The following is a 16,110-nucleotide window of genomic DNA, read 5'->3' as shown; positions in this document are numbered from 1 at the left end:
AAGCACACTGCCAGCGATCAGTACGGATCAGCTAGCAGCGGTTACGAAGGTGTCAAGCGCGGGTTGCGCTGCACTTCAATATTACGTTCTGTGGTCAACAACTTAACTCACTACAACCTCAAGGGTTATAGGATCAAGCCACACGGGCAATTAGTACTGGTTAGCTACATGCATTACTGCACTTCCACACCCAGCCTATCAACGTCCTGGTCTCGGACGACCCTACAGGGGGGTCAAGCCCCCGGGATACCTAATCTTCAGACGAGTTTCCCGCTTAGATGCCTTCAGCGGTTATCTCTTCCGTACGTAGCTACTCGGCAATGCCATTGGCATGACAACCGATACACCAGTGGTACGTCCACTCCGGTCCTCTCGTACTAGGAGCAGGCTCCGTCAAGTATCCAACGCCCACGGCAGATAGGGACCAAACTGTCTCACGACGTTTTAAACCCAGCTCACGTACCTCTTTAAATGGCGAACAGCCATACCCTTGGGACCGGCTACAGCCCCAGGATGAGATGAGCCGACATCGAGGTGCCAAACACCGCCGTCGATATGAACTCTTGGGCGGTATCAGCCTGTTATCCCCAGAGTACCTTTTATCCGTTGAGCGATGGCCCTTCCATACAGAACCACCGGATCACTATGTCCTACTTTCGTACCTGTTCGACTTGTCAGTCTCACAGTCAAGCACGCTTATGCCATTGCACTATCAAGACGATTTCCGACCGTCTCTAGCGTACCTTCGAACTCCTCCGTTACACTTTAGGAGGAGACCGCCCCAGTCAAACTGCCCACCATGCACGGTCCCCGATCCCGATAAGGGACCTAGGTTAGAACCGCAAACAGACCAGGGTGGTATTTCAAGGATGACTCCACGCGATCTGGCGACCACGCTTCAACGTCTCCCACCTATCCTACACAGGCCGGTTCACAATCCAATGCAAAGCTACAGTAAAGGTTCATGGGGTCTTTCCGTCTAGCCGCGGGGAGATTGCATCATCACAACCATGTCAACTTCGCTGAGTCTCAGGAGGAGACAGTGTGGCCATCGTTACGCCATTCGTGCAGGTCGGAACTTACCCGACAAGGAATTTCGCTACCTTAGGACCGTTATAGTTACGGCCGCCGTTTACCGGGGCTTCGATCAAGAGCTTGCACCCCATCACTTAACCTTCCGGCACCGGGCAGGCGTCACACCCTATACGTCCACTTTCGTGTTTGCAGAGTGCTGTGTTTTTAGTAAACAGTCGCAGCCACCGATTCACTGCGGCCTCTTCATGCTTTGTGCGCAGGCACATCACACTAATGAGGCATACCTTCTCCCGAAGTTACGGTATTAATTTGCCGAGTTCCTTCTCCTGAGTTCTCTCAAGCGCCTTGGAATATTCATCCCGTCCACCTGTGTCGGTTTGCGGTACGGTCTCGTAGAGCTGAAGCTTAGAGGCTTTTCTTGGAACTGCTTCCAGTTAGTTTAGAGCCGAAGCTCTATCCAGTCACACCCTTGAATTACGCACCCGGATTTGCCTAAGTGCCTTCTATGATGCGCCAACGGGGACATCCAACACCCCGATAACATTCTGCAATCCGTCCCCCCATCGCACTCTACGACGGTGCGGGAATATTAACCCGCTTCCCATCAGCTACGCATCTCTGCCTCGCCTTAGGGGCCGACTCACCCTGCGCCGATGAACGTTGCGCAGGAAACCTTGGACTTACGGCGAGGGGGCTTTTCACCCCCTTTATCGCTACTCATGTCAGCATTCTCACTTCCGATACCTCCAGCATTCCTCACGGAACACCTTCACAGGCTTACGGAACGCTCTCCTACCATGTGTACTAAAAGTACACATCCGCAGCTTCGGTCTATGGCTTAGCCCCGTTACATCTTCCGCGCAGGACGACTCGATCAGTGAGCTATTACGCTTTCTTTAAAGGATGGCTGCTTCTAAGCCAACCTCCTGACTGTCTATGCCTTCCCACTTCGTTTCCCACTTAGCCATAGTTAGGGACCTTAGCTGGCGGTCTGGGTTGTTTCCCTCTTGAGTCCGGACGTTAGCACCCGGTGCTCTGTCTCCCGTACTGTACTTGCCGGTATTCGGAGTTTGCCATGGGTTGGTAAGTCGCTGTGACCCCCTAGCCATAACAGTGCTCTACCCCCGGCAGTAATATACGAGGCACTACCTAAATAGTTTTCGGAGAGAACCAGCTATCTCCAGGCTTGTTTAGCCTTTCACTCCGATCCACAGCTCATCCCCTAATTTTTCAACATTAGTGGGTTCGGTCCTCCAGCACGTGTTACCGTGCCTTCAACCTGGCCATGGATAGATCGCCTGGTTTCGGGTCTACACCCAGCGACTGAATCGCCCTATTCGGACTCGCTTTCGCTACGCCTCCCCTATTCGGTTAAGCTTGCCACTGAATGTAAGTCGCTGACCCATTATACAAAAGGTACGCAGTCACACCACGAGGGTGCTCCTACTGTTTGTATGCATACGATTTCAGGATCTATTTCACTCCCCTTCCGGGGTTCTTTTCGCCTTTCCCTCACGGTACTGGTTCACTATCGGTCGATCACGAGTATTTAGCCTTGGAGGATGGTCCCCCCATATTCAGACAGGATTTCACGTGTCCCGCCCTACTTGTTCGATGCTTAGTTCCACGTACTGAATTTCGCCTACAGGGCTATCACCTGCTACGGCTGGACTTTCCATTCCATTCGACTATTCAATACGCTAAAACATCCAGGCTGGTCCGGTTTCGCTCGCCACTACTTCCGGAATCTCGGTTGATTTCTTTTCCTCGAGTTACTGAGATGGTTCAGTTCACTCGGTTCGCCTCCACATGCCTATGTATTCAGCATGGGATACCGTATTGCTACGGTGGGTTTCCCCATTCGGACATCTACGGATCAAAGCTTGTTTGCCAGCTCCCCGTAGCTTTTCGCAGGCTACCGCGTCCTTCATCGCCTGTGATCGCCAAGGCATCCATCATATGCACTTATTCGCTTGATCCTATAACGCTTGGTGCTGTTATAGGAATATGAGTATACGTTGTTGCCGTTCATCAATCCTTAGCTGTTATCCAATCCGAAGATCAGACAACGTCTATATTTTTGAGAACTTTCGTTGAACATAATTTGTTCTGTTGCAATCACAACCCGTGTATTGTCATCACAAGTCGACTAATCGTCTTGCGTTTATTAGACAACACACCTTCGTTGTGCTTCTTCCTAATTGTTAAAGAGCAATTCGTGGGTTGCATAACCCAACGAGCAGTATTCTTTAAAAAGAACACTCTTCGTTGAATCTAGCGCCAGGCAAACCGTTGTTTGTCTGTGCCCGATACTCTGTCATGGACCTTGCTGTATCGACAACCACCTATAAAAGCGGTGGTGGAGGATGACGGGATCGAACCGACGACCCCCTGCTTGCAAAGCAGGTGCTCTCCCAGCTGAGCTAATCCCCCGAGGTAATCGTTGGTGGGTCAAGTTGGAATCGAACCAACGACCCCCGCCTTATCAAGACGGTGCTCTAACCGACTGAGCTACTGACCCATCTATCACCAGTGGGCGATACCTTCAATGGTCATGACATAAACTAACAGCCAATAAGTGTGGACGCTTTCGCTTTGCGAGCCATTCGCTCTAAAAGGAGGTGATCCAGCCGCACCTTCCGATACGGCTACCTTGTTACGACTTCACCCCAGTCATGAATCCCACCGTGGTAAGCGCCCTCCTTGCGGTTAGGCTACCTACTTCTGGTGAAACCCACTCCCATGGTGTGACGGGCGGTGTGTACAAGACCCGGGAACGTATTCACCGCGACATTCTGATCCGCGATTACTAGCGATTCCGACTTCACGCAGTCGAGTTGCAGACTGCGATCCGGACTACGATCGGGTTTCTGAGATTGGCTCCCCCTCGCGGGTTGGCGACCCTCTGTCCCGACCATTGTATGACGTGTGAAGCCCTACCCATAAGGGCCATGAGGACTTGACGTCATCCCCACCTTCCTCCGGTTTGTCACCGGCAGTCTCATTAGAGTGCTCTTGCGTAGCAACTAATGACAAGGGTTGCGCTCGTTGCGGGACTTAACCCAACATCTCACGACACGAGCTGACGACAGCCATGCAGCACCTGTGTTCCGGTTCTCTTGCGAGCACTGCCAAATCTCTTCGGCATTCCAGACATGTCAAGGGTAGGTAAGGTTTTTCGCGTTGCATCGAATTAATCCACATCATCCACCGCTTGTGCGGGTCCCCGTCAATTCCTTTGAGTTTTAATCTTGCGACCGTACTCCCCAGGCGGTCAACTTCACGCGTTAGCTGCGCTACTAAGGCCTAACGGCCCCAACAGCTAGTTGACATCGTTTAGGGCGTGGACTACCAGGGTATCTAATCCTGTTTGCTCCCCACGCTTTCGTGTCTGAGCGTCAGTATTATCCCAGGGGGCTGCCTTCGCCATCGGTATTCCTCCACATATCTACGCATTTCACTGCTACACGTGGAATTCTACCCCCCTCTGACATACTCTAGCTCGGCAGTTAAAAATGCAGTTCCAAGGTTGAGCCCTGGGATTTCACATCTTTCTTTCCGAACCGCCTACACACGCTTTACGCCCAGTAATTCCGATTAACGCTTGCACCCTACGTATTACCGCGGCTGCTGGCACGTAGTTAGCCGGTGCTTATTCTGCAGATACCGTCAGCAGCATCCCGTATTAGGGGATGCCTTTTCTTCTCTGCCAAAAGTACTTTACAACCCGAAGGCCTTCATCATACACGCGGGATGGCTGGATCAGGGTTTCCCCCATTGTCCAAAATTCCCCACTGCTGCCTCCCGTAGGAGTCTGGGCCGTGTCTCAGTCCCAGTGTGGCTGGTCGTCCTCTCAAACCAGCTACGGATCGTTGCCTTGGTGAGCCTTTACCCCACCAACTAGCTAATCCGATATCGGCCGCTCCAATAGTGAGAGGTCTTGCGATCCCCCCCTTTCCCCCGTAGGGCGTATGCGGTATTAGCCACTCTTTCGAGTAGTTATCCCCCGCTACTGGGCACGTTCCGATATATTACTCACCCGTCCGCCACTCGCCACCAAGAGAGCAAGCTCTCTCGTGCTGCCGTTCGACTTGCATGTGTAAAGCATCCCGCTAGCGTTCAATCTGAGCCAGGATCAAACTCTTCAGTTTAATCTCTGTGGTTGTCCCGTCTTGCGACGAGACCGATTGTGTCTCAAAGAAAAATTCAGAGTTACACAAGGTAATTCTTCATCTTTCGTTTGTGAGCACTTGATACAAACTTGTGGCGATCCCCGAAGGGTTCGACTCGCTCATTCCAAGCGCCCACACTTATCGGCTGTTAATTGTTAAAGAGCAGTGACAGTTACCTGTCGTTCCACTGACTAACCCGGCTGGCTCGTCGCGCTTGGCGCTTCGTGCCTTGCTGTGTTAGCAGCAGAGAAACGAGATTATGAAGCAGATCAGGCAGTGTGTCAAGCGTTTTTTTTGAAGAAGTTAGAAAGTTTTAAAACCGTCCAACTCGTCCCGCTTAAACCAGAACTTTCGTTCCGAACTGCCTGGCGAACAATCAACCGTGAGGCCAACCATTCAACTTCACAAACAAGGGTAAATTTTCAGCGCTGTTTACAACCAGCTAAAAACTTAACGTTGCGTTCTCTGGAGCAGAACCTAGAACTTTAACACAGAATTTTCTGATTTGTCAAGCTCCGGGTTTTACACCGTGTCAGTTACCTGACTCAGTCATGCAAGTTTCGGTGCGGGCCTCTTGGCCAAGGCGGTGAATCTTGTCTAACTGCTCTCTGCGGCGCTTTGAGGGAAAACCCTGTGTGTGCCGCAGCGAGAAAAGAACTATAGCACGATGAAATTTGGCTTTGCAAGCTTTCTTTGGCATTTTTCTGGATATTTGAAGAGAGCAAACCCTGCAAAACGAGGTAGTTAATTGATAACTATGAAGAATCACCCTAAAAATATTTTTAGATTAAGTTCCGGTTTTTGCCTGCTGGCAGGAGGACTCAGCGATCTATAGAGCAAAACACGAGCTAAGCACTGTTTTCTGCACACAAGAATCGCAAAAACCTCCCTCCGTCCTCTGCCTGTTCACCCCACTATATAGATAAGAGGGAAAAACACGCGCCAAAAAACAGTCGCCAGTCGATGGGCTACCTACCTACCTACCTACCTACCTACCTAACTAACTAACTAACTAACTAACTAACTAACTGACCGTCCTGTGGGTTGGTTGACAAACCAGATGGCGACGGAGAACACACATCATCAGGTCCTCGCCCCAAATCAAGAGTGTCTCTATATAGATAGGAGGTGTTTGAGTAGCCACCCAGATCAAGCATTATGCAGTGCTATCAGCCGCTCGGGGCCCCGGGACAGGGGTTGGGGCGAGTCAGACGACTTACCGCAGGTGTAGTCACCATCGGGGATGCAAGCAGTCTGCTGTTTGAGCCCAAGGTTTGTGCTTGGTCCGGGGGACCAATCACTAGGCGAGTTCAGACTGCGCCCCGATGGTGGCTCGGACAAGGGGACAGGCGCGGGGCACCGGCAAGTAGTCCGCCCCCCCTGTCCCGGGCCCCCGAGCGGCGTCCTATATAGAGCGGCTTGAACCACAAGCGCCCACAAGCAGCCCCCAGAACAAAGGCAAGCGAGGCATTCATCATCCCTAAACACTCTATATAGTCATAAAGGCATAGCAGCCTCACTGACTTGGCCCTACACTAGCCCGGAACAGATATTCCTTTAGCGAAACTAACCATGCATGAAGACATCCTGATTAACGTAACTCCTTTCGAAACCCGTGTTGCCCTGGTCGAGCAAGGTGCTGTCCAGGAAATTCATATCGAGCGCAGCATCCAACGCGGCTATGTAGGGAACGTCTATCTAGGAAAGGTGGCGCGGGTTCTGCCCGGCATGCAAAGTGCCTTTATTGATATTGGCCTAGAGCGCGCGGCATTTATCCATGTTGCGGACTTGCGCCAGAACCGTACCGAACGCAATCAAGGTAGTGCGACTACACCCATTGAAAAGCTCCTGTTCGAAGGCCAGTCACTCTTAGTACAGGTCATCAAAGACCCCTTGGGCACCAAAGGTGCCCGTGTTTCCACGCAAATCAGCATCGCAGGTCGCATGTTGGTGTATCTGCCTTTTGACCCTCATATCGGGGTATCACAACGCATTGGCTCGGATGCGGACCGAATCGAGCTGCGAGAACGTGTCAGCCGTCTGATGCCCAAGGATGAAAAGGGGGGGTTTATCGTCCGCACTCAGGCTGAATGTGCCACAGACGAAGAAATCAGCGCCGACCAACAGTATCTGCGTACACTCTGGACGCGCATTCAGCAACGCATCCGCGAACAAGGCGCCCCCTCGGTGTTATATACAGACCTGAGCCTGGCGCAACGTGTGTTGCGCGATATGGTCACCCCCAACACTCAATCCATCATCGTGGATTCGCGTACGGTTGTACAAGAAATGAAGGAATGGGCCCAGATTTACACGCCGTCCGTACTGGAGCGCATCAGCCATCACAAAGGCAGCCGCGCCTTGTTTGACACGGCCCACGTCGATGAGGAAATCAACCGCGCCTTGTCGCGCCGGGTGGATTTGAAATCTGGCGGTTATTTGATTATCGATCAGACCGAAGCCCTGACAACCGTAGATGTGAATACCGGCGGCTTTGTGGGCGGGCGCAACTTTGACGACACCATTTTCAAGACCAATCTGGAAGCGGCCATTGCCCTGGCTCGCCAGCTGCGCTTGCGCAATCTTGGCGGCATCATTATTTTGGATTTCATTGACATGGACGACCCCGCTCACCGGGAGTCGGTATTGCAGGAGCTGCAAAAAGCACTGGCCAAAGACCGCACGCGTGTGACGATTAACGGTTTTAGTCAGTTAGGCTTAGTGGAAATGACGCGCAAACGCACGCGCGACTCTCTGGCACATCAACTTTGCGAGCCCTGCCCAACCTGCCAGTCGCGCGGCTCAGTACGGACGGCTCGCACCGTCTGCTATGAAATTTTGCGTGAGGTGCTGCGCGAGGCCAAGCAGTTCAATCCCAAAGAGTTCCGCATCCTGGCATCGCAGGAAGTGGTGGATCTGTTTCTGGAAGAAGAAAGCCAGCATCTGGCGGTGGCGGGAGACTTTATTGGCAAGCCTATTTCTTTGGAGGTAGACCCCCATTACTCCCAGGAACAGTACGACATTATTTTGCTGTAAATCCACGGTGCCCGGGACGAGCAGCGCGGACACTGTGGGCAACGCTCTGGCTCGCCCTGCCCCACACGCCAGAACTTGAGCAGGCGGGGACTCGGTCTTGGGCTCCGGGACAAAACACGGGTTCACCCTTGTCAAGAAAAGCCCTTGCAGAAACGATCAACCCGCCAAAAAGGCGGGTCAAGTGTGACTCAGGGGGGTTACCTGTCATCTGCGTGGCGTCTGAGCAGAGCCGGACGCGGTGCTCTTCACGCCCAGAAAACCGTGATGCTTAAAGCGGCGTAACGGGCACAAAGTCATCCTCGGGCACCACCTCTTTAGGCGCATCCTCGGGGTTACATACGCCGGGAGCACGCAAAGAGGTAAATATTTCATTGATTTCCTTTTTGACGTTGCCCGAGTAGCTATAAACCTTGGCATCTACCCAGCCTTTTTGCATCAGGGTCAGGTCCACCAGAATACTTTTTTCCCAACCCGCCCCCGGCTCCAGTTCGTAACGCAAGGTCCCATAGCTGGCTTGACGCTCGTCCATCTTGAATACGGCCGCTTTACCGCACTCTGCCTGATGTTTGAACAAGGCGCGCTGAATGGCTACAAAATCCATATTGATGCGCCGCTCGGTCTTGAAATAGCTGGAGCGACGCAAATCCTGCTCCCGCAATTCTGCATTCTGCTTGGCGCACCCTGCCAACACAGCCAAACCAGCCAGCGCAAGAATGATTTTCTTCATGATGTTCCTTATGGTGCAGCCCCCGGCTGCTTACTCGTTGAACTGAAATTGCATTTGGTAAAAACCGGCGTATACACCGTTGCGGGCCAACAGTTCATCGTGACGACCCTGCTCAATAATCCGCCCCTCATCCAGCACCAGAATTTGATCGGCATTTTGAACCGTGGACAAGCGATGCGCGATCACCAAGGTGCTGCGCCCCTTCATCAGGGTCTCAAGCGACATCTGAACCTGGCGTTCGGACTCATTATCCAGCGCCGAGGTGGCCTCATCCAGAATCAGGATCGGCGCATTTTTGATCAGGGCACGAGCAATAGCCAGACGCTGGCGCTGACCGCCAGACAAGGAGTTGGCATTTTCGCCCACCATCGTATCGAGCCCCTGCGGCAGACTTTCCACGAACTCACGCAAATTAGCCGCTTCCAGCGCTTCCCAGATACGCTGTACAGAAACATCGGCATCGACGCCGGCGCCGTACGCCACGTTCTGGCCAATCGTCGCCTCAAACAGCACGACATCCTGGCTGACCAGAGAAATGTGGCTACGCAAGCTGCGCAAGGTCAGCTCTTCCGACGCAATACCATCGATTCGAACTTGTCCGCTAGTCGGAAGCAGAAAGCGTGGGACCATATTGGCCAGTGTCGTCTTCCCACTGCCCGAGCGCCCCACCAGCGCAATGGTCTGTCCCGGCTGGACGGCAAAGCTGACCTCTGACAAGGTGTTGCGATGGGAATTGGGGAAACGATGCGACACGGCATCGAATTCAATATGGCCGTACACAGGCTGCTTGAGTTCGCGGGTGCCCGTGTCCGGCTCTGGCTCCTGATCGACCAGCTTGAACACGCTTTCTGCGGCCACCAACATGCGTTGCATGGTGCCCGTGATATTGGTCAGGCGCTTGATCGGGTCAAAAATCTGCCCCAGAGCAGCCATGAATGCCGCAAAGCTGCCTATGGTCAATGTGCCGGTATTGGCCTGATACAGGGCTACAAAAATGACCCCGGCCACTGCAATGGACACAAACAACTGAGTAATGGGCGACAAGGCGGCATCAGCCGAGGCTGCACGCATGGCAAAACGACGCAAGCGGGCGTTCACATACCTGAAACGGGTGTTTTCACGCTCATAACCATCAAACAGCTTAATGACGCGCTGGGCATCAATGGCTTCGCTGACGACCCGGGTCAATTCGGCATTCATGTTGACGGTATCGCGGTTGATGCGTCGCAGTCGGCGCGACACCATTTTGGCCACGAAGACCGAGGCAGGCATGACCAGAAACACGATGACGGTCAGTTGCCACGACATGTAAAGCAGCACGCCCAGCAAGGCGATGACCGTCAGGGTTTCACGCACCACAACCGTGACCACTTCTGTGGCCACCCCTGTCATGGTGCCCGCATCAATCGTGAAACGGTTCAGCAAGCGACCCGTGTCGCCTTGTTTGAACTCCGAATCGGACAATCCCAGCAGGCGCGAGAACATGTCTGCCCGTAACGTCAGCAACATTTTGTTGGCGATCCAGGCAAACAAATAAGAGCTGCCGTAGGTGGTGATTCCCCGTACAAACATCAACCCGATCACCGACAAGGGGATGGTCCACATATAGTCGGGATTGGCGCCGGTAAAGCCCCCGTCCAGCAAAGGCTTCATAATGACCGCCAGGACCGGCTGGGTGGCCGAGGAAATGCTGACCAAGATCAGCGCGACCACAACAACCTTCCAATACGGAAGCAAACGGCTGTAAATGCGCTTCCAGAGATCGGATTTGACGGGATCGTGCCCAGCAGGCTTGATTTTGGATTGTATGGCGTTGGACAACGAGGACACCCTATATACTATCTAATTGTGTTTATTCTAACGCTCATTGCCTGAATCGAGCGTCCCGGCTCTTGTACGCTCTGTCTCGTTGTCCTGTTCATGTCTGATCCCTCTGCCCTTTACCTGCGATTGCCTAATTGGCTAGGCGATGTATGCATGAGCCTGCCGTGTCTACAGGCTCTGCTGGATACCGGTTTGCCGGTTGTCGTGTGCGCCCGTCCCTGGGCCCGCGAACTGCTTTCGGCTTACCCCTTGCACGGTTTCATTCCCATGACCAGCCACTGGCATCAGGACGCCAAAGCCATACGTCGCTATCGCCGCCAGCATGGCCATCACAATGCGTACGGCCTGCTGCTGCCCGACTCGCTAAGCAGCGCTCTCAGTTTCAAACTGGCCGGCCTGCCAGCCTGCGGCTACCGGGACGATGGTCGTAGCCTTTTATTACGTTGGCCGATCAATAAACCGCAAAAGCAGTTGCATGCAGTGCAATCCTGGTTCTATATTGTTCAGCAGGCTTTGGCACTGTGGCATCTAGGCCCGGTTCCTGAACAAGCCCCAGCCACCCTGGACTTGACGCTCAGCCCCCTGCAACGGCAAGAAGGCGACAACAGTCTGCGCCAAGCCGCCCTGCGCCCCGGTGACTATATTCTGATCGCCCCGACGGCAACGGGACTGCATAAAGGCCGTGTCAAAGTCTGGCCTTATTTCGACCAACTGACCCGCCATCTGCAAGCCCAAGGCAAAACCGTCATTATGTGCCCCCCGCCCAACGAGTATGAGGCCGCCCTGCAAAATGCGCCTAGCGCACGCTGTTTGCCGCCTTTGCCCCTGGGCGCGTTTGCACGACTTTGCCAGCAGGCGCAGTGGGTTATTTGCAATGACTCCGGCGTGTCTCACGTCGCCGCCGCCATCAAGGCCCAGCAACTGACCCTCTGTGGCGTCACCAACCCCGAAGATACCGGCCCCTGGTCTCCACGGGCGATCTGCCTGGGTAGGGATGGTCAATGGCCGACGTTGGACGAGGTGGTACATGTCCTGGAGTCCAAGCGGGAACATCCATGAGCCTATCGAGCATTCTGACCAGCCTGGTCATTCCACTGAATTTGTTTGCCGCTCTGCTGCTAGTGGCGGTCCTGCTGTTTATCGTGCGTCTGCGAAAAACTGCCGCTGCGCTGGCCTTGGCCGGCTTACTCTGGACAGGCGCCTGGTCCTTGCCCGCCACCAGCCTGTATGCCGGTGGCTATCTGGAGAAGATGTATCCTTACCAGCCTGCCGCCCAGGTGGAACAAGCCGATGCCATCGTGGTGTTGGGAGGGCATACAGCCCAAAACCGCAGCAACTGGTTTTTGCCACAGACGGCGCAAAGAACCTCGGCACGGGTAGAGCGGGCTGCAGAACTCTATAAGGCGGGCCGGGCCCCCTATATCGTCCTGTCCGGCGCGGCCCTGGACGGCGGGGTGAGTGAAGCCCAGGTCATGGCTAACACCCTGATCAATCTGGATGTTCCCGCTTCCGCCACACTGATGGAAAACAATAGTCTGACCACCCAGCAAAACGGCGAGTACACGGCCCAGTTGCTGCAGGAAAAGCAAGCCAGACGGGTTCTGCTGGTCACCTCTGCCCTGCACATGCCTCGAGCCATGGCCATTTTTCGCAAGCAAGGGGTCAATGTGATTGCGGCAGGCGCCGCTCCACAGTTGACGGTACCGAACAGTCCCGGCTTTTCCCTGTGGAAGCCCAGTCTGATGGCCTTGCAATCGAGCCGTTCCATCATCAAGGAATACGTTGGAATTCTGGTGTACTGGTCCCGAGGATGGGCCGCATGATCTGTCGTTCCGACTGCGGGGCCTGCTGTATCGCCCCCTCGATCTCCAGCCCCATCCCCGGTATGCCCGACGGCAAACCCGCTGGTGTGCCCTGTATCCAGCTTGATGAACAACAGCGATGCCGAATTTTTGGTCAGCCAGAGCGGCCGGCCTGTTGCTCTGGCTTGCAAGCTAGTCGGGAAATGTGCGGGGAAAAGCGGCAGGATGCGTTGATCTGGTTAAGCACCTTGGAAACGCTGACCGCTCCTGGCTTGAAGTCTTAAACAAAGAGACATTCAGGCTCAAGTCCAGAATGTCTCTTTTTTTACCAGGGACGCTTAGCTGCCGGTTTTCGCTTTCAGATAGGCCTGATAGGTATCTAATGAAAAACGCTGTGCATCAAACCGTTTTTCTGCTCTGACTCTGGCCCGTTTACCCACCGTATGCAGACAGTATTTCTGACACAACATGTCCCGTACGTGAGTTTCAATGGCCGCCACGTCACCACATGGCACCACCCAGCCCTCATGCTGATGCTCTATGCTCTCTGGCAAACCGCCCGCGTTGGAGATCAGCACCGGCAGCCCCAATGCCAACGACTCGTAGCACGCATAAGATGCCGACTCTTTATACGACAAGACAAAACCGACATCACACGCTGCCAATACCGAACGAACGTCTTTGACCAATCCGGGAAACACCACTTGTTGCGCACACCCCAAGGCCTGTACCTGTTCGCAGACCGCAGGGGCAGGCGGATCGCCAGCCACCAGAATCCGCACGCGCTGTTTCAGCGCGGGCTCCAGACGGGCCACGGCCTGCACCAGTAGCAGCCAGCCCTTTTCCAGATCCGTTCCCCCTACCGAGCCCAGAACCAGACAGTCCTCTGTCACGCCCGGACCAAACAGCGCCAAACGGGCCGCCTGTTTTTCCTGCCGACTGACCGGACGATAGTGTTCCAGGTCCAAACCATGGTAAATCCGCTCAACCGTGCAACGTCGATAATCCGAATGGGCCAGTTGTTGTGCCACATAATCGCTAACAGCAATACACAGATCGGTTCCAAAGCGTGCTCGCAAGCGATTGCCAAGACTATGAACGCGATTGGTATTGTGTTTGGTCCAGATAATGACGGGGGGCTTGGGCAGCATCTTGCTGGCGATCATGACATGACGATGATCGGTACTGCCGTTGCAATGCACGATATCAAAGCTCTCGCGCCGCAAAAAATGGCGCAGACGCCACATTTCAGACAAAGCGGCCCCTACTCGGGCTGTGTAAAAGCCCGGCAGCACCCTGACCCCCGGGATCTGGGAGGCTTCGCGATATAAACGACCCGTTGTCGGCGCCGCCAGCGTAAAGTCACACCGATGCGACAGTCCGCGCAACAACCCCAAAATATAGGTGACATGGCCGCCGCCATTACCGTGGTGTATATCCGTGATCAGGACCTTCAAAACTCGCTCCATCAGCGGCTGTGGATGACAAGTAAATGCTCAGGTCAAGCATCTACCGGCCACAAAGTGTATTCGCTATTTCACAAGCTGAACAATGACTGAACGCCAGCTCGGGCGTTTTTATATCAGTAAAAGAGAAAAACGGGTCTTGGGCAGCCTTATGCTTGGCGGCGACGCAACACTTTTTGATACAGGTCTTGATACCGCGCTGCCACGGCCGGCCAACTGAACTGGACAAGCAGTTCACGAGAATTTTCGACCAGATTGCGTGCCATCACCGGATTTTTGCTGATTGCCTCGATACCTTGGGCCAATTCCCGGGCATCTTCGGGATGGCTGAGCAACAGCGCATGATAGCCACCCTGCACATACTGGGCAAAGCCACACCAGGGGGCCGGACTCAAGACCACGGGCAAGCCATAAGACATAGCCTCTAAAGGCGCCATGCCAAAGCTGTCATTCAGGGTGGGGTGTACGTAAATATCGGCAGCACGATAAAACGGTTCGACGTTGGACGTTTCCCCCTGCAAGATCACGCGATCCTGCATGTTCAAGGCCTGCAACTGCTGTCGTATTTGATCCCGCAGCCCTGGTTTCCCTCCTACAACCAGCAGACGGTAATGATCGGGTAGTGTCGCCAGGGCGTGCAAGACGGTATTTAAGCCCTTGCGCAGCGGATTGCGTGCCACCAGCAGGCACACCACCTGTTCCTTGTTAAAACCCAGGGACTCGCGAACACGGGCACGCTCGACTCCCTGAGGGTCCGCTTTGGGCATAAGCACACCGGGAGCAATCACCGGATAATCATGCACATTGCCATACGATTGCTGCAATTGCTCGGCAATCAATCCCGATACCGCAACAACAGCATGCGGCCCAGGACGCAAACGACGCTTTTCCAAACCCAGATAACCCCAGACCCGAGGGCTGAAATACGAGCCCAGCTTTTTCAGCCAGGGCAAAGGCCGCACCCGCCAGTTAAAACGAACGGGGGTCACATGAACGACCTCCACATCACCACACCAACCATTCATATGCGAATGAACAATATCAAAGCCCTGGGCAGTGGCCTTGGCCGCCTGGCGCGCAAAGAGAATACCGCGTATCCAGCCCGGCCAGCGTGCCCAATGACGGATAGGGACATAGGCCAGCTTCAGGTCGCAGCGGCTGTCATATTCGCGTGCAAAGACAGTGATTTCATGGTGCTGCGCCAACTCGCGCATCAGTTCAACGCCATAGGCCTCGGCGCCCCCGAAGCGGTTGCCAAAGCGGTCGACCACAAACGCAATGCGCAGGCGCTCGGGAATCGCCACGTCAGTATCCTGGGCTTGCCCTGAGCTCATGAGCGGGATACCGTCCGGCGCTTGTCTTCCAGCCGCGTCACGCATTTTTGGAGGAAACGCAAAATATTCGTGGAACGCGAGACAGTGACACGTGGCAGGTCAAACAGATCATCATCGAGACGGGCCAGCCCCCGGTTGGTGGTGGTGGCATTCAGGTAGCCCGCTTGACGCACCTGCTCGCGAATCCCCTGATTCTGATCCCCATAGGGATAACAAAAGGCGCTGACCTCTACTTGCAACGCCTCTTGCAGCTCTGCCTTGGATTGCGCAATCTGGTAATGCGCAATTTCCGAAGAGACATCAGTCAAATGTACATGATCGAGCGTATGCGAACCCGCTTCGTGCCCAGCATTCACCCAGGCCCGCAATTCGGGCAAAGACATCAGACCGGAATGCGGTACGCCTTTGGGCTGATCCCAGAAATTGGAGCCATCCAGATGACGGGCAACAATGTAATTGGTCGCGGTAAAACCCAACTCGTCCAGCACCGGCATGGCGTTCTGAAAGACGTTTCGATAGCCATCATCAAAGCTGATCCCCACCACCTTGCCCTGCTTTTCACCGCGCAGGTACGGCATCAACTGGGCCATGGAAAGGCCCCGGTAACCCAAGCGCTTGAGCCAGGTCATCTGGCGCCGGAAGTCGGTGGGATGCACGGTCAAACCACGATACGGCGAGCCTTTGGGCGCGGGCACGCCGACCTGATGGTACATA

General features: G+C 54.3%; 9 protein-coding genes, 2 tRNA genes and 2 rRNA genes. 4 read left to right on the top strand and 9 right to left on the bottom strand.

Annotated features, from left to right (window positions below):
• Window positions 1-129: 129 nt before the first annotated feature.
• The 4 genes from FE795_RS05595 to FE795_RS05580 form a co-directional block, all read right to left on the bottom strand.
• Window positions 130-3,014 (bottom strand): 23S ribosomal RNA (locus FE795_RS05595).
• A gap of 378 nt (window positions 3,015-3,392) precedes the next feature.
• Window positions 3,393-3,468: transfer RNA gene (locus FE795_RS05590), tRNA-Ala, on the bottom strand.
• 11 nt (window positions 3,469-3,479) lie between these two features.
• Window positions 3,480-3,556, bottom strand: a tRNA-Ile gene (locus FE795_RS05585).
• Window positions 3,557-3,649: 93 nt separating this feature from the next.
• Window positions 3,650-5,186 (bottom strand): 16S ribosomal RNA (locus tag FE795_RS05580).
• Together the 16S and 23S rRNA genes with 2 tRNA genes alongside form the textbook arrangement of a ribosomal RNA operon.
• 1,593 nt (window positions 5,187-6,779) lie before the next feature.
• On the opposite strand from FE795_RS05580, the gene rng reads away from it, so the two are divergent.
• Window positions 6,780-8,243, top strand: coding sequence for a ribonuclease G (gene rng, locus FE795_RS05575; protein ID WP_003802398.1), 1,464 nt, complete (start codon window positions 6,780-6,782; stop codon window positions 8,241-8,243).
• A 268-nt stretch (window positions 8,244-8,511) separates the two neighbouring features.
• Here the strand turns inward: rng and FE795_RS05570 are convergent, their stop codons facing one another.
• Complete coding sequence (locus FE795_RS05570) at window positions 8,512-8,970, bottom strand: hypothetical protein (RefSeq protein WP_003802399.1); 459 nt, start codon at window positions 8,968-8,970, stop codon at window positions 8,512-8,514.
• Window positions 8,971-9,000: 30 nt separating this feature from the next.
• Window positions 9,001-10,800: a lipid A export permease/ATP-binding protein MsbA gene (gene msbA, locus FE795_RS05565; protein ID WP_407927739.1), complete on the bottom strand. Its 1,800-nt coding sequence runs from the start codon at window positions 10,798-10,800 to the stop codon at window positions 9,001-9,003.
• A gap of 147 nt (window positions 10,801-10,947) precedes the next feature.
• Here msbA and FE795_RS05560 point away from each other — a divergent pair, with 147 nt between their 5' ends.
• Genes FE795_RS05560 through FE795_RS05550 form a run of 3 tightly spaced genes read left to right on the top strand, consistent with a single transcriptional unit; the run spans window position 10,948 to window position 12,880 of the window.
• The gene (locus FE795_RS05560) at window positions 10,948-11,853 is read left to right on the top strand and encodes a glycosyltransferase family 9 protein (protein ID WP_059318570.1); all 906 of its coding nucleotides are present in this window, start codon (window positions 10,948-10,950) and stop codon (window positions 11,851-11,853) included.
• The gene (locus tag FE795_RS05555) at window positions 11,850-12,617 is read left to right on the top strand and encodes a YdcF family protein (protein ID WP_003802402.1); all 768 of its coding nucleotides are present in this window, start codon (window positions 11,850-11,852) and stop codon (window positions 12,615-12,617) included. Before FE795_RS05560 ends, FE795_RS05555 begins: the two co-directional genes overlap by 4 nt.
• Window positions 12,614-12,880 (top strand): YkgJ family cysteine cluster protein, encoded by a 267-nt coding sequence (locus FE795_RS05550; protein ID WP_003802403.1) that lies wholly within the window; start codon window positions 12,614-12,616, stop codon window positions 12,878-12,880. Before FE795_RS05555 ends, FE795_RS05550 begins: the two co-directional genes overlap by 4 nt.
• A 54-nt stretch (window positions 12,881-12,934) precedes the next feature.
• On the opposite strand, the gene FE795_RS05545 is transcribed toward FE795_RS05550, so the two are convergent.
• The 3 genes from FE795_RS05545 to FE795_RS05535 form a co-directional block, all read right to left on the bottom strand.
• Window positions 12,935-14,053 carry a glycosyltransferase gene (locus FE795_RS05545; protein WP_003802404.1) on the bottom strand — a complete coding sequence of 373 codons (1,119 nt, stop codon included), beginning with the start codon at window positions 14,051-14,053 and terminating at the stop codon, window positions 12,935-12,937.
• A gap of 158 nt (window positions 14,054-14,211) precedes the next feature.
• Window positions 14,212-15,396: a glycosyltransferase family 4 protein gene (locus FE795_RS05540; protein ID WP_219235846.1), complete on the bottom strand. Its 1,185-nt coding sequence runs from the start codon at window positions 15,394-15,396 to the stop codon at window positions 14,212-14,214.
• Complete coding sequence (locus FE795_RS05535; protein ID WP_003802406.1) at window positions 15,393-16,109, bottom strand: polysaccharide deacetylase family protein; 717 nt, start codon at window positions 16,107-16,109, stop codon at window positions 15,393-15,395. The genes FE795_RS05540 and FE795_RS05535 overlap by 4 nt, the downstream gene beginning before the upstream one ends.
• Between the last annotated feature and the right edge of the window lies 1 nt (window position 16,110).

This window comes from Alcaligenes ammonioxydans, from assembly GCF_019343455.1.
GTDB classification, from domain to species: Bacteria; Pseudomonadota; Gammaproteobacteria; order Burkholderiales; family Burkholderiaceae_B; genus Alcaligenes; species Alcaligenes ammonioxydans.
Note: the sequence above shows the minus strand (reverse complement) of the source record. Positions and strands in the feature narration are given on the sequence as shown.